Annotated in this window: 13 protein-coding genes; 3 read left to right on the top strand and 10 right to left on the bottom strand. The window is 40.2% G+C overall.

The window, feature by feature from the left end:
- Positions 1 to 66: 66 nt before the first annotated feature.
- From AY601_RS13870 to AY601_RS13885, 4 genes are read right to left on the bottom strand one after another with little or no spacing between them, the layout of a single operon-like run.
- Positions 67 to 1,314 (bottom strand): MFS transporter, encoded by a 1,248-nt coding sequence (locus AY601_RS13870; protein WP_068402096.1) that lies wholly within the window; start codon positions 1,312 to 1,314, stop codon positions 67 to 69.
- A complete protein-coding gene (locus AY601_RS13875; RefSeq protein WP_068402098.1) occupies positions 1,314 to 3,083 on the bottom strand; it encodes an IucA/IucC family protein in 1,770 nt (589 codons plus the stop codon). The genes AY601_RS13870 and AY601_RS13875 overlap by 1 nt, the downstream gene beginning before the upstream one ends.
- Entirely contained in the window at positions 3,076 to 4,068 is a 993-nt protein-coding gene (locus tag AY601_RS13880; protein WP_068402100.1) for an ATP-grasp domain-containing protein, read from the bottom strand. The genes AY601_RS13875 and AY601_RS13880 overlap by 8 nt, the downstream gene beginning before the upstream one ends.
- A 32-nt stretch (positions 4,069 to 4,100) precedes the next feature.
- Entirely contained in the window at positions 4,101 to 6,422 is a 2,322-nt protein-coding gene (locus AY601_RS13885) for a TonB-dependent receptor (protein ID WP_068402102.1), read from the bottom strand.
- Positions 6,423 to 6,820: 398 nt separating this feature from the next.
- Here AY601_RS13885 and AY601_RS13890 point away from each other — a divergent pair, with 398 nt between their 5' ends.
- Positions 6,821 to 9,457 carry an alpha-L-arabinofuranosidase C-terminal domain-containing protein gene (locus AY601_RS13890; RefSeq protein WP_068402104.1) on the top strand — a complete coding sequence of 879 codons (2,637 nt, stop codon included), beginning with the start codon at positions 6,821 to 6,823 and terminating at the stop codon, positions 9,455 to 9,457.
- A gap of 274 nt (positions 9,458 to 9,731) precedes the next feature.
- On the opposite strand, the gene AY601_RS13895 is transcribed toward AY601_RS13890, so the two are convergent.
- Positions 9,732 to 10,862 carry a helix-turn-helix domain-containing protein gene (locus AY601_RS13895; RefSeq protein WP_068402106.1) on the bottom strand — a complete coding sequence of 377 codons (1,131 nt, stop codon included), beginning with the start codon at positions 10,860 to 10,862 and terminating at the stop codon, positions 9,732 to 9,734.
- A gap of 272 nt (positions 10,863 to 11,134) precedes the next feature.
- Here AY601_RS13895 and AY601_RS13900 point away from each other — a divergent pair, with 272 nt between their 5' ends.
- The gene (locus AY601_RS13900; protein ID WP_084359268.1) at positions 11,135 to 13,210 is read left to right on the top strand and encodes an alkaline phosphatase family protein; all 2,076 of its coding nucleotides are present in this window, start codon (positions 11,135 to 11,137) and stop codon (positions 13,208 to 13,210) included.
- Between the two features lie 140 nt (positions 13,211 to 13,350).
- Here AY601_RS13900 and AY601_RS13905 read toward each other — a convergent pair whose 3' ends face one another.
- Positions 13,351 to 14,010: a class I SAM-dependent methyltransferase gene (locus tag AY601_RS13905; protein WP_068402110.1), complete on the bottom strand. Its 660-nt coding sequence runs from the start codon at positions 14,008 to 14,010 to the stop codon at positions 13,351 to 13,353.
- Between the two features lie 192 nt (positions 14,011 to 14,202).
- Between AY601_RS13905 and AY601_RS13910 the strand changes: the two genes are divergently transcribed.
- A complete protein-coding gene (locus tag AY601_RS13910) occupies positions 14,203 to 15,195 on the top strand; it encodes a helix-turn-helix transcriptional regulator (RefSeq protein ID WP_068402112.1) in 993 nt (330 codons plus the stop codon).
- Between the two features lie 70 nt (positions 15,196 to 15,265).
- Here AY601_RS13910 and AY601_RS13915 read toward each other — a convergent pair whose 3' ends face one another.
- The 4 genes from AY601_RS13915 to AY601_RS25940 all read right to left on the bottom strand — a co-directional run bounded on the left by AY601_RS13915 (position 15,266) and on the right by AY601_RS25940 (position 17,700).
- The gene (locus AY601_RS13915) at positions 15,266 to 15,688 is read right to left on the bottom strand and encodes a hypothetical protein (protein ID WP_068402114.1); all 423 of its coding nucleotides are present in this window, start codon (positions 15,686 to 15,688) and stop codon (positions 15,266 to 15,268) included.
- 133 nt (positions 15,689 to 15,821) lie between these two features.
- On the bottom strand, positions 15,822 to 16,877 hold the full coding sequence (locus AY601_RS13920) for a hypothetical protein (protein WP_068402116.1): 1,056 nt from the start codon (positions 16,875 to 16,877) through the stop codon (positions 15,822 to 15,824).
- A 101-nt stretch (positions 16,878 to 16,978) separates the two neighbouring features.
- Entirely contained in the window at positions 16,979 to 17,410 is a 432-nt protein-coding gene (locus AY601_RS25365; RefSeq protein ID WP_198163707.1) for a cupin domain-containing protein, read from the bottom strand.
- Complete coding sequence (locus AY601_RS25940; protein WP_198163526.1) at positions 17,389 to 17,700, bottom strand: alpha/beta hydrolase; 312 nt, start codon at positions 17,698 to 17,700, stop codon at positions 17,389 to 17,391. Before AY601_RS25940 ends, AY601_RS25365 begins: the two co-directional genes overlap by 22 nt.
- Positions 17,701 to 17,795 lie beyond the last annotated feature (95 nt).

Raw genomic sequence — 17,795 nt, forward strand, 5'->3', positions numbered from 1 at the left:
ATAGGAGATGAACAGCAGTGTACCGAAAAAGGTAGCTTTGGGATCAACCTATATTTTAAGGTTTTTTTATTTTGACTGATTTTTGTTCTTGCTTTTAAGTAAAAACATATAGCAGCCGAAAGAGGTTATAATTCCCAAAAAACCCATTAAACTATAAACAAAGCCAACAGATAATCTACTTGTAATTAGCGTAAAAAATAAGATGCCCAAAGATACAATTCCACTGTCTGAAATCAATACTGACATTACTTTTCCCCTGATTTCTGTTGGTGTGTTGAGCTGAAAGATGCTGCGGCCTGTACTTCTGAACAATTGACTCATTAATCCTAAGGCGAAAATGATTAGAAAAAGGAATAACGAAGTGCCTGCAAAGCCCAATAAAAACAAGAAAAAGCAGGAAAGCATTCCCATCCAGGGCCATAACCGGAGTAGATTATCTTGAGTGATATATTTCAGCAAGAGTCCGCCGAGTACAGCACCAAAGGCCTCTGTGGCACTAATCAACCCAAAAGATTTTGCATCTAAATGTAGTGTATTTTTTACCAGTAGCGGAAGCATGGCACCAAATGGAAAAAGAAAAAACATGAGTGTAACACTCAATATCAAGCTATTGCGCAAAACAGGAGATTGCCTGATATAAGAAATTGCAAAAACATAGCCTTTCTTTGCAAGTCCCTTACCGATATCATCTTTATGGATTGGTATAACAGGGAGCAAAAAAAGAATTAAAAAAGAGGGTATCTGTAGGCAAAAATCTGCAATAAGCAGTGGCGTGATAGTCATGACTGAGAGCAAGTATCCGGCTAAAACCGGAGCAAAAATAGCCGCCAGGTTTAAACTGGAAGCATAAAAACCCACGGCCTTTGCAATGTTTTCCTTTTTAACGATATCTGGCAGCAATGCATTTCTGATACTGGGTTCAGCACTGTCAAAAACATTCCGCAAAAAAACAACCGCTACAATATAGATCCAGTGCAAACCAGATAGGTTCCAGATCACAAAAATTTGTAAACCTGTAGTAACCATTAATCCTGAATATACTCCAATAATCAGCTTTTTGCGATCCATCCGGTCGGCAAAATAACCACCAACAAAGCTCATAAAAAACCGTGGAACTGTTCTGGCAAAAAACACCCAGCCCAGTACCTCTGCAGATCCTACTGAATCAACAATATACCATCCTAATGCAGAAAGCGTCATATAATCGCCTAATGCACCAATAAATGAACAAATTAGAAATTTAGGATAAAACGTACCTGACAGATCTTGATCTGCCAGGTTGTTTTCTGCTTTTTTATTTAGAAATAGGGCCATTAGCTGATATTGAACATAGGATTGGGAATAGCCTGGTATAAAGTTTTCTCAGCAATACGCATTTTCAATAAGGGTTTTATCATCAGGTCCGGACTAAAAAGCATTTTGCAAAAGTCATTCTTTACCTGATCCGGTACTTTACAACTTTGGATAATACGCATGCTGGTTTCTTTGACTTTTCTCCAGATCTGCTGCTCAGGTATTGCATATGCGCTAGCCGTACAACTAATGATTCCACCGATAAGGTTATTGAAAAGTGTATGCATTAATTCGCTGACAGTATCTCTGTAGTTCATAAAAGTTGACGCTTCGCCATAAAAAAGGTGTTTCTGTTCGTTCAGGGATTGGTACGTATCTGCTACTTGTACACTACCAAGATCCCGGTAAGCCAGTGCGCATACCTGATGAAATTCATCAAAAACGATCATCGTATTTTGTCCGTGAAGATCCAGGGCGATACCTTCATGAAGAAATACTTCCAGCGGCATGGCTAACAGGGTTTCAATCAACTGATCCAGGTAAATTTCTACCGGCAATCTGGACTGATCGATAAACTGACAAAGAAGTGGGTACGGGTGTAATTTAGTGGAATGCGTTAAAGCCGCTGCAACAACCATCGTTTCTCCTGGTAAACAATAGTTGATCGGATCATTTCTTAAAAGAAAAGACAATCCCGGATTTGTTTCTCCCTGAATTTTAAAATGTGCCGCACACACATCACTGATCATTCGTCCACGTTTATTAGCCATGGAGGGGATCTTCTGCATCATATCCGAAATCAACTTGCTAAATTCAATACCATTATATAAATCCCGGAGCGTTAATGATCTTTTAACGCTGGTAGCCTGAATATTAACAGGAACCTTAATGTGATAGAACGGTTGGTTTAGCGTTGCTGGTAAAAGTGCCGTTCTCATGGATAAAGTGGGCAGGACTTCCATAGCCTCATCTTCGAGTTTAAATAAAATTCCACTATCTATGTGCGCTTTATATGCTTTCGAAATAACATTTTCGTATTGCCAGGGATGAACAGGCATAATCAGATAATCCTCAGCTTGTTTATACGATAACAATTCAGCACTGTATTTCGTCCAGATATCTATTTCATCAGAATATACCAGCTGTGATCGATGTACGGCAAGGAGCTGTAAATTAACCTTCGGCGAAAATTCCGGACTGTAAGCCAGTACATCTTGCCTTGAAAATCCCATTTTGGTTTTGGCACAAACATGGATGGGATGCCCCTTAAAAGGTATAATTTCTGAATTTAATAATGTTTCCCGTTGCTGAAAAACAGATTGCTTCGCCAAAATTGCCGCTTTAATATAGTGGCTGACCTGATCAGTATGCTCAGCTTCATAATCAAACGCCATAGCCAGATGATCTAAACAATTATTAATTTCTGCCTTGATTTTTTCGCTACAGGCATCCTCCGTTTTCCACGAGTCCAGTATACAGCTCAGCAGTGTCATCACATCAAGCTCTGTTAAACCACCATCATTTCTGAGTAATACCACTGATAAATAAACCGTAATATTCCTATCATTTGCTTCTATGCAGGATAAAACTCCAGCATTGGAAGGAAGAACAATCCGTCTCACTTTAAACTGATCGTTAACAGTAGTTAAAATAAGCTGCCGCTGATCTGAACTTTCATTAATTAGTGCATAGAGCAATCTTTGCATGACTTCCTGACAAGCTTGAGCGTAACCTGCTGTTTCAGTTTGCGGCAAAACAGTTAAAGATAATTGTTGGCCTGAGTTATTCATGATGGGATTTTCTAAATAAATAATCAAGATATTGGGAAACCACACGTCTGGGTTTTCCTTCGGTTGGATACTCATGATCGACCATGCTGGGCCGGATATTTACCTCAATCACCGCAAATGCAGATTCCTGATGAGATACTGCGATATCCTCACATCTGATATCAATCCCAATTACATCAATAGCAGATACCCTTGCTATTTTTTTGGCGAGCTGAAGGTTGTCTGGATGAATATCTTCCGTTCTATCAATCGCCAGTGCACCGGCCCACCCATTTCCACAATAGCTGATGTAAATTTTTTCAGCATCGCGGGGGATATACTGAAAGTCTAGTCCCTGTAATGCCAGCGCCTGTACTACATCTTCCATCGGAACCGGAGAAAGCATTTTAAAATTCCGATCATAAACAGCCGTACCCTCTGTTTCTCTTTTATCATTTTCAATTTCTATAAGTTGTTCCAGCTGATCTTTTCCATTGCCGGTTACATAAGCCCATTCGTTTAATAGTACGCCAGCAAGCTCATCTCCAATAAGTAAAATCCGGTAATCCTTACCTGCAGCCTGCTGCTGAAGAATAGCATGGCTACTTACTTTTCGAACATTTAAGAAAGCATGCTCCAATTCTTTTTGACTGGAGATATTCATGTGGATTTCAACTCCCTTATTGGTATCGAATGGTTTAATTACCAACGGCTTGTGTTTCTTCAGGAATGACACAGCATCTTGCTGAAGATCAGTGCAGAACATAAATTCAGGAATAGGAATTCCGTGGTTTCGAAGTAAAGTATTGGTCGCTAACTTGTTTTCTGAAATGGTAGCTGCCATATGGCTTACATATGGAGACACCCCACGGTTGATGAATATTTTACGGTCTTCTTTTTGAAGCACAAAAATTTCTTCATCTCCTGGTACCAGAAGTTCACAGCTGATGCCTTGTTCCTCACACCTTTTATGTATCAGGACACTATGTATATTTTTATATCGCATGTTGATCGGTAGATTTAGGTATAACTTATCATTTAAAAGTTCATAGCAAGAGAACCAATAATCTGTCTCAGCATTTGCGGCTGTGCATCACTGTTCCAATACTTTTGGTTGGATAGATTATTCATTTTAACCGATGCTCTCCAGGTTGGTTTATTATAACTAACTGCTGCATTTAATACCGTATAGGAAGGTATGGTAATGGTATTTGCGGCATCCCAGTATACATCACTTACATAATTGCCCCCAAAGCCACCACCAAAATTTTTCAAAAATCCGCTAACACACTGGTAATTCATCCAAAGGTTAAAGACCTGACCTGGAGCACCGGCAACTTTTTTCCCGATCAGTGAGGGCGTACCTGATATAAATTTGTTGCTGTTCCGGGCATATCCGGATAGGATGTAAAAATGATCAACAGGCTCTGCATTCAATTCCGCTTCAAAACCCTTACTTCTTTGTGTACCACCCTGTAAGCTGAAGTTATTGTTGTCGGTATAAGTAGCATTATTAACCTTGATATCGTAAAAGCTTAAGGTAAAGCCCAAATGTTTATTTAGCAGATCTGTTTTCACTCCGCCCTCCCATTGGTTGGCTTGTTTTGGTTTAAGCCTGAGTGTACTGCCATCAGGCTGGGTAACCGGGCCCTGATTTAGAAAGCCATTCATGTAATTTCCAAAAACAGCAACTTTCTGATCTACAATTTGATAAATCATTCCAAATTTAGGAGAAAGGGCCGTTTGCTGGTAATTATCTTTTACCGGAAGACTATTCTCAATGCTCGCTTTGTTAACAAACTGATCCAATCGCAAACTTGCCATCACAAGAAGGCGCTTGGTTAGATTAATTACGTCAGAAGCATAAATACTATAATTGGTTTGCGTATTCTGATAATAGCCTGGTTTAGCTGCTGCCATCAGGGCATTGGCACGCTGGGCAAATAATGGAGAGAAATTTTTATTTACATTAATGGTATCATAATTAAAATAAGCGTAGTTCAATCGCGTAATTGTACTGGTAAAATCTGCGCCAATAACTGCCCGGTTACGCATCTTGCCTATTTTAAAATCACCATTAAAGTTCTGTTGAAATTGAATGAATGAGAGTGTACGGGCGCTATACATCCCAATATTCCTGGTCATGGTAGAATCCGTCAGCCATCTTGGATAAAGCTGATTGGCATAATCTACATAACCATTACTGAAATTCAAATTGGTAGATGAAACCCATTGATCAGACAATTTGTAGGTTGCCTTGGTAAAGAAATTAGAAATGGTTGTTTTAGAATCCACATCGTCACCACCTATATATTTTTTGTAGTCAATAGGAATATCCTTGAAATTTTTAAAGGTGGTATTGGGGCCGAATGATGGGTAAGGTTGCTGTGTTCTGGTTACTGCTGCAAATTCAGCATCAACAAGGAAAGTAAGCCTGTCGTTTACTTTATAAAGAAAACTTGGGGCAGCACTTATACTCTTATAGCGTCCGATATCCTGAAAACTATCTTCTGCATGATAAGCCGCATTCAGCCTTAATAATGTTGTTTTTGATGAATTTAAAGGGGTATTGATATCAGCAGTAATTCGCATCAGGCTATTGCTGCCAGTAAAAACGGCCACTTCTGTTGACGCCACAGGATTAGGTGTTTTAGTAATTTTATTAATTAATCCACCAAATGATATCGCACTTGATCCAAAAAGCGTTCCGGCAGGGCCTTTTATTACCTCAACCCGCTCAATATTGATGGGATCAGACTCTGCCCGATATTGAGTTACCATGCCATTCCTGATCGCATTTCGGGTATCGAACCCTCTAATCCAGGCACTTACCGTACCGATAGGGGTATAATAAGCTACTACGCCAGCGGCATTATTAATGACATCCTTACTGTTAAGGGATAATTGATTGCGGATAAGTTCTTTTGGAATAACAGAATAAACCTGAGGGTTCTCCAGGTTTTTTAATGGGATTCTGGCTACCTGATCGCTCTCCTTATATAAATATTTATGCGCCCTGAGCGCACTGACAGCAACTTCTTCCAGTTCTTTGGAGGTTCCATGGATCACAAAATCAACATTTATGGTTTCGCCAGATTTTACTTCAACAGTTTTGGTCTGAGTCTGGACGCCTATAGCAGAGAGTTGGATAATTTGATTTCCTAAAGGAAGATTTTTGATTTTATAAACACCACTTCCGTCCGTCACGCTTCCGAGTGTAGTTCCTGAAACGGTTAGGGTTATACCAACGGCAGCATTGCCATCAGTCGTGGTGATTTTTCCTGTAATGGTTGCTGACTTTTGCGCCTTAACCATCAGTACTGGGATCAACATTAAAAAAAGTACGAGTTTGATTTTCATATAAATTTAACCTTAAATAAATACTATAATTATTTAGATCAAATAAAAACAGTGGCCAAAGTTGTGTAATATTTTTGATAGATCAAAACATATATTACGGTTTAATCAAAAATAAATCGAGTTTGTAAATAGCTATAAATAGATAAATTACTTTTTTTTGCCGATTATTAAATTGGCAAAAAAGTGGACAAACATCGTTGAAACATGTTTACCCGTCAAGTTAAACCCAACTGGGCATAAAAAATGAGAGAATAATCTTGAGTCTACCTTATAAAAGCCAATCTGTTTGCACCCAGTTTTTATAGTCATACTGAATACTTTATACTCCCCCCATCATTATTAATCGTTATTATGACGTTTATTTATTACTTTAGTTTCATTAATAGTTTGAACCAAATATGACCTATCTTTTTTTTCGGGAAGTGAGTGGGAATGAAGTTGGAAAATCCAAACATCTTCTTCGCCAACTTTTACTGTTTTGCATATTTTTTCTTTGTATAAATGCCGTAACTTTTGCAAGTCCAGTACCACCGGACGAACCAGATTCGGTTTATCTTTTTACTTATAATAATAACGGACTTTGCTTTGCCTGGAGTACTGATCAAAAAAACTGGACATCCATTGGAGCTGGCTATGTCTACTTAAATTCTGATTATGGAAGATGGGGGTCAGAAAAAAAGATGAATTCGCCATATCTGATTCGCGGTAAAGATGGAGAGTGGGTTTGCGTTTGGCAAATCAATACCTATACCCATCAATTTGCTTCGGCAACTTCAAAGAATCTCATTGACTGGAGCCCGCAAAGTTATCCTTATCTCTCCTTAGGGAAAAATGTATTGCGTCCCGTTATTACCTACAACCAACAAAAAGAAAGTTATAAAATTACTTATGCAGATGCAGATGGTAAATACTACGTTACAGAAACCAAGGATTTTAAATTCTATACACCAGTGACTAAAGCAGGCGCCACAGCTTACCAAAACCACACAATAATTGCAGATCTTGAACAAAAAACAGAAGGCCAGGTTCACCGTGTACCCTGGTCTGTAGTGGCCGGACTTAAAAAAGCCCATCAGCTTATCCAATATAAAAATACACTCAATAAAGAAACTACTAAGGACGATCCAGAGCGTTTTGCAGGTTTAAAACCATTGGAGATAAAATTGTCAGCTCAAATGGCACTTGCAAAGCCGATTAGTAAGCTGCTAACCGGGGTCTTCTTTGAAGATATTAACTATGCCGCAGATGGTGGACTTTATGCAGAACTAATTCAAAACCGCGATTTTGAATATCATCCAAGTGATAAAAGCTATGACGATAAAAACTGGAACAGTAAATATGCGTGGTCACTAAAAGGCGATAAAGCAACGTTTACAGTCGATTCTCTAAACGGCATCCATCTAAATAATCCTCATTATGCCCTACTTAAAGTTAATGAGCCCGGGGCTTCTTTATGCAATACAGGGTTTGACGCGATCACCGTTAAAAAAGGCGAAACTTATCATTTCTCAACTTTTGCAAAAGCTTTCGAGGGCAAAAACATCTCGCTAACGGTGAATCTAGTGAGTGCTAAACAAGGTGTGTTGGCACAGAAAAAGTTATCTATTTCTTCGGGATCATGGAAAGTCCTTAAAACCTCTTTAATCTCATTGTCCAATGCCAAAGACGTGTCGCTTGAAATTACAGTAAATAGTGTGGGTAGTTTGGGGCTTGACATGGTTTCCCTATTTCCAGAAAAAACCTATAAGGGCCACAAAAATGGACTTAGGGCTGATTTGGCTACTACAATTGCAAACATCAAACCTAAGTTTGTCCGTTTTCCCGGAGGCTGTGTGGCACATGGCGATGGTATTGACAATATTTATAAGTGGAAAAACTCAATCGGACCATTAGAATCACGTAAACCAGACCGCAATTTGTGGGGCTATCATCAAACTATGGGCTTGGGATATTTCGAATATTTTCAGTTCTGCGAGGATATGGGCGCCGAGCCAGTGCCGGTAATTGCAGCCGGTGTGCCCTGTCAGAATTCGGGAACCGGAGGTGGTGGCCAACAAGGGGGAATCCCAATGTCTGAAATGCCACAGTATATCCAGGATATTATCGATCTGGTAGAATATGCCAATGGTGCTATAAATACCAAATGGGGCAAAAAGCGGGCAGAAGCAGGTCATCCAAAACCTTTTAACTTAAAATATATAGGAATTGGCAATGAAGACCAGATTACCGAAGTTTTTAAAGAGCGATTTACCATGATCTATAAGGCCCTGCAAAAAGCCCATCCAGAAATTACGGTAATTGGCTCGGCAGGACCATTTTTTGAAGGTACAGATTATGAAGAAGGCTGGAAGATCGGATCGGATTTAAAAGTGCCAATATTAGATGAACATTATTATCAGTCGCCCGGTTGGTTCATCAATAATCAGGATTTTTATGATCAATATGACCGGAGCAAATCCAAAGTTTATTTGGGCGAGTATGCGGCAAGTTTGCCTGGTGGTAATCGAACAAACTGGGAGACATCACTTTCGGAGGCCCTATATATGACTTCCCTGGAGCGCAACGGCGATGTAGTAAGCATGGCCTCCTACGCACCTCTTATTGCAAAGGAAGGTCATACACAGTGGAACCCAGATCTTATCTACTTCAATAATGATGAAGTTAAACCAACGCCCGGCTATTATGTGCAGAAGGTCTACGGTCAGAACGCTGGAGATCAATACATTCCAGCAGATCTGATTTTAACAGACCAGCCAGAAAAAGTACGCAAACGGATTGCTTATTCCATTGTGAAAGACAGCGAAACAAATAGCATTATTATAAAAATAGTGAACCTGTTACCTGTTTCTGTGAATACAACCATTGATTTAGGTGAAGTTAAAATTGATGGCATAGTGGCAACAAAAGCAACATTGGTTGGCAAACCCACCGATAAAACCGTGACCCAAACAATTGATCCCGTCACCTTAAAAAAGGATAGCCCAATAAACCTGCCAGCGTATTCATTTACTATGGTTCGATTTGTGGGAAATTGAGAGGGAATCAGGCAATGGACTAATGGGTGAAAACAAGTTAAACAGACTGGATTCAAAAATCACTCCTTGCTCCACAACATTTAGCATTGATCATCTCTCTAAGTGGGACCATGATGGGTTCGAACCATCGGCCAAATAGATTATGAGTCTACAAAATTTGGCTGTTACACAGTAGTTACAGGCTACTGTTATGGCTCTTATCGGAATGATTTATAAAAAATATCCGGTCTGAAAGTAGAAGTTGGCGATCATCCTGAATGCTTTTAAGGAAACTTCACTTTTTGATCTTCAAATAATTGGAAGGCGTTGATCCAGTTACTTTCTTGAAGTGCTGATTGAATGAAGCTTTATTTTTAAAACCAGAACGATAAGCCACCGTAAGCAGGCTTGTATTTTCATGATTTTCTTCTCCTAATAACCTAATCACTTCTTCAACGCGGTACCCGTTAATATATTGGTAAAAAGACTTTTTTGCAAATACGTTCAACGTTTCAGATATGTAGTGCCTGCTAAAGCCCGAGAGTGCAGACAGTTTTTCCAGACTAAGGTCTTCATCTGCATATAACTTTTTATCCTTTACAAACGATTCTATAATCCTGTAAATCTCCTGATGCTGAACATTATTTAGTAATAGTTTCCTATGAATACCGGTATTCTTCAGTTCCGGCATTAGCATAGTACCTTGAGTTTCAAATTTGGTGTTGATGGCGTAGTCGCTGCCTTCAAAAGCCAGCATCTTCATGTCCGGTTGCCATTCAGAAGGCATAGCAACGTATTTGTAACGGATGACCAACACCGGTACCAACCCTAGCAAGGTATACAAAACGCTCCTCACGAGAAGGGTATATCCTGGGAAAGATGTACTGACAATGATTAGCAGTATATCAGCAAATCCTACCAATATCACTAAGAAGCTAAGATTTCTGAGCAATTGCTGTTCGATTATTTTTGTTTGTTTAATCTTCTTCAAAGTCAATGCACCGAAAATAATGTGCGCACCTACAATAGGTAAAAAAACCAGTGAATTATAAAGCTGGAGTAATAAATCTGCCTTTTCAGGGTAGGTTATAAATGCAGCTACAACACAGCCATATAACGTTACACTCATAATTAAAGGAATGAATAAGAACCATAACCTTGCAGGGATAAATAGCTCGTTGCACTTCTTCTTGGCATACATATAAAGTAACGGTCCATACGATAGTTGCACAAAAGTATGCATCCTGAATATCACCGATGGGTTTTCAACACTGGTGAATATGAAGAACTTAGTTAATAAATGCCAACCAATTGCACCGAGAAATGCGGCCAGCAGGTAATCTGACTTCTCCTTCCTGTTGTTAAGACAAAGCAATAACAAAGAAATGATAATCTGTAGTAATCCTGCGGCAATAATATATTTCATTATAAGCTATGATTATCAGCAAAACTAATGATACTATGTTAAGCTAAGATTCAGTATACATTATCAGTAAATTTCAAAGCTTAAAAAATCCAACGCACAAACACTTTAACAATCTTAATATCAAATTTTTATAAGTAAATACTGTTCCAGGTTTACTTTATGTGATTTGCCTGATTCAGGTGGTCGCACACTCCATAATAGGTGCTGACATTTGTGACATCACGATGGTCCCTTTGGCTACATCGCAATTTAAAATAACTAACATATAAAAAATGAAAAAGACATTTACCCATTGCTTGCTAACCTTTTTAATTTCGTTCTGCTATTTTCAGCTAACCTATGCGCAATCAACAAAATCTCCCCAAAAAATCATTATTATCATGATGGATGGCTTCGGTGAAGATTACTACCGTAACAGCGACATGGCCACGCTGAATAAGATGGAAAAAGAGGGACTTTTTAAAGTCGTCCCATCACTTATGCCATCTATCACCAATGTAAATAATGCAGCGATTATAACGGGGGAAACTCCGGATCAGAACGGGATAACCGGAAACGTATTCTTAAACCCGGCTTCCGGGGTCGAAGAATACATGGAGGAATCAAAACTGGTACTTACACCTACAATATTTGAAAGAGCGAAAAACGCTGGTGTCAAATCCATCCTGTTTTCCTGTAAGACCAAGACAGTTACCTTACTGAACAAGGGAGCAGATGAAGCGATTTCCAGAGAAACAGTAACGCCAGAATGGATAAAACGGCTTGGGACGCCACCGGCTATTTACAGCAGTGAAATCAATTATTGGATGATGGATGCTGCACTCTACAGCCTCAAACATAGTCCGGAATTGGGCCTGACATTCATACACACAACAGATTACCCGATGCACATGTGGGCACCTGAAAGTGCAGAATCTAAGCAGCATCTGCACAAAATAGACGAATATTTGGCAAAACTTATTAAAGCTGCTCCTGATGCTGCTATTCTGATCACCGCAGATCACAACGTAAAACATAAAAACTTCTGTTGGGATCTGGAAAAAGCCCTGGCCACCTGTGGTATTTCGATCAAAGCAGCCATATCTCCGGAAAAAGACAGGTATTTCAAACACCACCTGGGCCTCGGCGGATCAGAATATATATACCTGAATGATCAAAAAGATTCTTCTAAGGTCAAACAAGCACTATTAGGATTCAAAGGCGTAGAAGAAGTCATTTCCAGATCGGAAGCTGTGAAAAGATTCCACCTTATGCCGGAACGCATTGGGGATCTTATGGTGTTGGCTGATAGTAGCACCGTTTTCGGTCACCTGGAAAATAGTGAATCAGATGACCTGCCCGCAAGTTACAGAAGCCACGGTTCACTATATGAGGCTCAAGTTCCTCTATTTGTTTACAATGCCCGTAAAGCACCTTCTTTATCCTATTTTTCATACAATTATAAACTGGCAAGCTGGCTTTATCAGCCAGTCGCTCAAAAAGTAAAGGTTATACCTGTTGATCCTATGGCCACAGGCGATGGGATCAAAATGATACACGGAACGCATATCGCTTTATATAATCCATTAAAACCTGATAAACATAAGTTGGTATTGATGATCACCGGTACAGGATCAACAGCTTACGGGGCTATTAAAATGGATAGTTGTTTTGCGGAAATGGGTTATCATGTGATCACACTTGACTATCCCAACAATATCAATAGCATTATTTGTAAGAACAGCTCAGACAGTACCTCTTTTGATCATTTCCGTGAGGAAATTGTAACAGGACATCCTGTCAGCGTGAATACGGATGTTGATTCATTGAACAGCATCATGCATCGCTTTAAGAAATTATTACAATACCTGGCGGCGAATGACGCGGACGGTAAATGGAGTGAATATCTGGAAGGTGGAGACCCTGCCTGGGGGCGTATTATTTTGGCCGGCCATTCACAGGGTTCCGGAAATGCGGGCTTTTTAGGCAAGCTTGTACCGGCTGACAGAGTCTTGCTTTTTGCTGGCCCACAAGATTACCTGGCCAAATTTAACAAGCCAGCAGGATGGCTTTCTGCTAAAGGTAAAACGACGCCATCCCGCTATTTTTCTTTCCTGAACCAACAAGATCCGTTTAACGTTAACAAACAGATTGCGAATGACATGAAATTAATGCGAATGGATAAGGCTGATACGCTTCACGTCTGGCCTGGAAAACCTGTACGTGGTCATCAACACATATTAATAACCGACACTCCCACCCCTGATGGGACACAGGGAGCCCACTCATCTGTCCTCGATCCACAGTATGTGAATGTTTGGGAATATATGCTGACTGCCGGAACTGATGAGAAGCCAGCAAAAAATTAAAATGATGTCTCTGAGCGCACCTGGCGTCAATCGCTACATAAGCGATTGATGCAGCGCTCGAGGACAATTCATTTTAATTCTTAAATAAGCTTCCAAGCATTTTATATAAAACAGCCCTCACTGCATTTTTACCTTTTCTCTTACTTCCTTCCAACTACATTTACAAAAGGCCTAACGATCCCTTTGACATTCTGACCAGTGATCTCTTCGGTCATTTGTTTCACTTCAACAGCTACGAAACCTGCTTTGCTGAAAAACGTTTTCACTTCATTAGTATCGTAAAAAGTAAAATCAGAGCGTGTCCAGGGCAGCTCTATTCCGATATTTTTTTCCATAAAGGCCAGGCTAAGTTTTCCTCCAGGTCGTAACACACGATATATTTCCTTTAAATGGGCTACAGGGTCTTTCCAGAAATAAATGGTATTTACCGTAAAGCAACCATCAAAGAAATTGTTTCCTATAGCTAATGTACCGTCTTCTTTTGCCAGACTAAATTGGGCAGTACCTTCATTTATTTTTAATGCGGGGGCCGACATGGCCCCGAGTACCACTGTCTCAGAAATATTGTTCCCATAATAACCAATCCCTATCACTTTTTGAAAAAGAAACGGAAGGTATTCCCTGCTTTTAAAGCCAATCTCTAACACCAAAGAATGGTCGGCCAATTTCAGCTGATCCACAGTTTTGGAAATCATGGTACGGCAAAAAGGTGAAACTTCACGCTCTACTTTTTTGCCTGGTCTGTCATCAGGACGACGTGCCTGCTTACTTGTTTCTTTAAAATATATCTGCTCTTCCATGTTTTGCTTTCTAAAATCTCTTTCCAGATAAATTCTATCAATGGTCTCAATTTCCCTTGAGCTTATTTAATCCGCAAAAGTGAGAAATAGCTACTCCGGAGATTTACACAAAACGGATTTTCTTTTACAAGAAAATGTAATTTTTGAAAATCTTTATAGAAAACATCCATTTTTTTTATCATTATTGCCTCTATGGCAATTAATGTTGGTAAGGATTACGGGGCCTTGAAAAAGGTAGGTGGGAATTTTGAGCCTTTTTCTAATCAGGGGCAATTTGTTAAAGAAAGCAGAGACAGATACCATTTTTCTTTTAGTGATGCTGAACTCTGGCAACTCAAAACTCCGGATTTTTATATCGTATACGGCGACATTTCATTCAAACAGCGTCAAATCTATTTCAGGCCGACTAACGATCTGCCGGATATGGTTAAATTGCGCTTCACCTTATCTGGTAATGGAACCATATATAATGCAGTAAACAAGCAGCACTATATCTTTAGTTCCAATCAGCAAAACATCATTTACATGCCACAACTGGATGGTACAGGTGAATATGATACGCACAGTAATTACCGCTTCTTTGAGGTCCATTTTGCGAAGGACAAATTTCTACAACTCGCAGAAAATTCTACCAGGGCGCTGCAGGTTTTAGCTGACCATCTGGATGCCGGACGTTATTCACAAATGGCCGAACAGAACCTGCCGATCTCCTGGGCTATGCAAAATTGTATGCAGGAAATCCTCAATTGTACTTATACAGAAGGACTACGACTCTTATTTATCGAATCAAAATGTACAGAATTGCTTGTGCTTCAGGCCGAGGCTTTTGAAAGTGATGTTTTAAAAAATGAAAATTCGCCCCCACAATCTGCATACGATAAAGATTGTATTTATCATGCCAGAGATTACCTGATTCAGAACATCCAGCAACCACCCTCTATTGCACAACTGGCAAAAGTATCCGGCATTAATGAATTTAAGTTAAAAAAAGGATTTAAGGGCTTGTTTGACAAAAGCATATTTGGTTACTTAAGTGACCACAAACTCAACTACGCTAAGCAGCTGCTGCTAGAGGGCATACCTATAAAGGCTGTAGCTTTTCAATTGGGTTATTCTTCCGTTCAGCATTTCAGCAATGCATTCAGGAAGAAATTTGCTGTCCCGCCGGGGAAAGTAAGGGTGTAAAATTCATGTTCCCTTTAGCCCCATTAACCTTCATATGGGCCGTATTTACATTTTGAGGGTTTTGCATAATTTAGAAGAAGATATCAATGTAATCTGTAGTTTCGCCATCACAGTTAAGCATCTGCTGTAGCCGCCAGTATTTTCTGGTGCCGGTTGCCTTGAAGATAGAAAGACCGGTTCGTTCACAAGGCCGTCCGCCATTAATCGTATTAATTTTAGATAGGATCCTACCGTTAAACTTCAGCGTATATCCTTTGTCGAGAAATGTACCTTTGATAGTTACATATTCCTTGGTAGCCGGGTCTGTTTGCCCACCTTCAATGCTGTATTCGTCTTCACCGAGTGATTTGATGCTAACACTTCCCGGGCTGGCCTTATTGAAGCTGATCCACTGAATAGTAAAGACATGCGAGCCTGTGTGCAAAGTCTTCGCATGGGACCGGGTCTGCGTTGCAAAAAGGAAGGTTAAAGCAATGAGCAAAATGTATTTCATAATTAATTAATCTTAAGCAGTCAGCCTGCCATAACGGGCGGGGTAATAACTTTTTACGCTGTTATAAAGTTAGTGGTGGCAGGAGGTTGTGCACTTGCTGTGTTGTCAGTAATGGAAATAACCGGTAATAAGCCTATTTTTTTACCACCATAATCTTTCTGATCAGTGCATCTTTCATTCCATTGGTAAGCGATACCGCTGTCCCGTTTTTCCAATACGTCGCCTTTGAACTGCTGTTCGGTGAAGCCATATATCCCGCAACATAAATGTCATTGTCCAATATAGCAATACTTAGTGCTTCAGCACTTTCAGAGACACTGGTAAGGGTGACGGCATTCCCGTTTTTCCAGTATTTCGCTGCAATTTCCTTGCCGCCGGCAGCAGGTCCCGATCCTGCGATATAGACATCCGTTCCTGAAATGGCAATAGCACTCCCCCGCGAATTCTGGGTACCATCTGAAATCACCTGTGGATTCCCAGAATTCTTTGAATAACTGGTTTGAAGATTGCCACTGCTGTTATACGATGCGGACCATGCCATATAAATTTCATTTCCGGCAGTAGTGATTGCCTGGTCCGCGGCATAGGTGCTTTGATCACTTAAATCAGTAAGTATTCCATTCTTCCAGTAGCATGTTAAAGGGGTAATTCCATCCGGGCTTCGCTCACCGATGACATAAATGTCATTTCCTGCAATGGCCATACTGCTTGCTATAGCGTTAACAGATCCATCAGTCAATGAAATAGCGGTGCCGTTCTTCCAATACCTTGCTGTCCACTTTGCGGTTCCGCCCATGGATTGCTGTCCGGCTATGTAAATATCATTTCCCTGTATGATGATGTCATTGGCCATGGCATCGGAAGTACCGTCTGTAAGATCAGTGGCCACCCCGTTTTTCCAGTATTTTGCTATGTACTTACCATTACCGTTTATTTCGTAACCGGCTACATAAATATCATTTCCAAGCATTGCTATGCCTTTGGCATCAGAACCCCCGGTTCCTTTACCAAGGGTAACAGCAGCACCATTTTTCCAGTAGGTTGCTACATATCCATCGCGTCCTGCAGCATACACATCCTTATCCGGCTGAGGGACAGGCTTATCATCCTGTTTTTTACTGCAGGCTGCAAAAAGAACGGGCAGCACTAAAACCGCGAAATAATAATGGAATAGATTTCTTTTTTTCATGTTGATAATTGACAAGTTGATGCAAGGCATGGCCATGCAAAGTTATCTGCATAATAATCGTTCCAAAACATACGGGTATCTCATTGTATTTGTTTATGGGATTATTTTTTACCGTATTCTTCATCTGTGACTTTCTGCAACCAGGTTACAATTCCCTTTTCTGTATTGGGAAGGATGTAAATCTGCAGCATTCCTGTATCTGGACTTGCCCCATGCCAGTGTTCTACATTGGCCGGACATTTTACAATATCCCCCTTTTTAAGGATCTGCTTTGGTTGACATTTGATCTGGTGGTATCCCGCACCATCGGTGATGATCAGGATCTGGCCCGCAGGATGTTTGTGCCAGTTGCTTCTTGCTCCGGGCTCGAAATATACGTTACCGACAACAGTGTTGTAAACCGAATCATTTTCTACCAGGCCTACATTCCAGACCTTCCCTGTGAAATTTTCAGCTGATCCAAGTGTGCCTTTCGGAAAAAATAAAATTTGGCTTGTTCTGATCCGCCTTTTTAATATTCTGGCCGCTCCCAGTGATACTGAACAGCATCAATGTAGCAATTGCGATTATTGTTAATACTTTCATAAGTTTTGATATTGGGTCTGACTATTTCCCTTTCAGGTGTTTGGTAAAAAAAAGCCTCCAGCTTGTCAAATGGGATCAGGCCGGCCTTATCGTAAAGATCAACATGCCCGGCATTTGGAACAATAACCAGTTCTTTTGGTTGCCCTGCACGTTTATATGCGTCCTCGCTGAATTCCCTTGAGTGGGCCTTATCTCCCGTTATGAACAATATCGGACGGGGTGAAATGGTTTCTGTCATTGAACGGATAAAAGTTATTGAACTTGGTATTACTGCTGAGTATAGGATGGCCCACGAGGAAAGATCCTGATTTTTCCAGGCTTGCTACTTTTACG

It is taken from the genome of Pedobacter cryoconitis (genome assembly GCF_001590605.1).
Classification (GTDB): domain Bacteria; phylum Bacteroidota; class Bacteroidia; order Sphingobacteriales; family Sphingobacteriaceae; genus Pedobacter; species Pedobacter cryoconitis_A.

Bases quoted from the DNA above. Each gene is read 5' to 3' on its own strand.
- AY601_RS13870 (WP_068402096.1), bottom strand. From the start codon at position 1,314: ATGGCCCTATTTCTAAATAAAAAAGCAGAAAACAACCTGGCAGATCAA.
- AY601_RS13875 (WP_068402098.1), bottom strand. From the start codon at position 3,083: ATGAATAACTCAGGCCAACAATTATCTTTAACTGTTTTGCCGCAAACT.
- AY601_RS13880 (WP_068402100.1), bottom strand. From the start codon at position 4,068: ATGCGATATAAAAATATACATAGTGTCCTGATACATAAAAGGTGTGAG.
- AY601_RS13885 (WP_068402102.1), bottom strand. From the start codon at position 6,422: ATGAAAATCAAACTCGTACTTTTTTTAATGTTGATCCCAGTACTGATG.
- AY601_RS13890 (WP_068402104.1), top strand. From the start codon at position 6,821: ATGACCTATCTTTTTTTTCGGGAAGTGAGTGGGAATGAAGTTGGAAAA.
- AY601_RS13895 (WP_068402106.1), bottom strand. From the start codon at position 10,862: ATGAAATATATTATTGCCGCAGGATTACTACAGATTATCATTTCTTTG.
- AY601_RS13900 (WP_084359268.1), top strand. From the start codon at position 11,135: ATGAAAAAGACATTTACCCATTGCTTGCTAACCTTTTTAATTTCGTTC.
- AY601_RS13905 (WP_068402110.1), bottom strand. From the start codon at position 14,010: ATGGAAGAGCAGATATATTTTAAAGAAACAAGTAAGCAGGCACGTCGT.
- AY601_RS13910 (WP_068402112.1), top strand. From the start codon at position 14,203: ATGGCAATTAATGTTGGTAAGGATTACGGGGCCTTGAAAAAGGTAGGT.
- AY601_RS13915 (WP_068402114.1), bottom strand. From the start codon at position 15,688: ATGAAATACATTTTGCTCATTGCTTTAACCTTCCTTTTTGCAACGCAG.
- AY601_RS13920 (WP_068402116.1), bottom strand. From the start codon at position 16,877: ATGAAAAAAAGAAATCTATTCCATTATTATTTCGCGGTTTTAGTGCTG.
- AY601_RS25940 (WP_198163526.1), bottom strand. From the start codon at position 17,700: ATGACAGAAACCATTTCACCCCGTCCGATATTGTTCATAACGGGAGAT.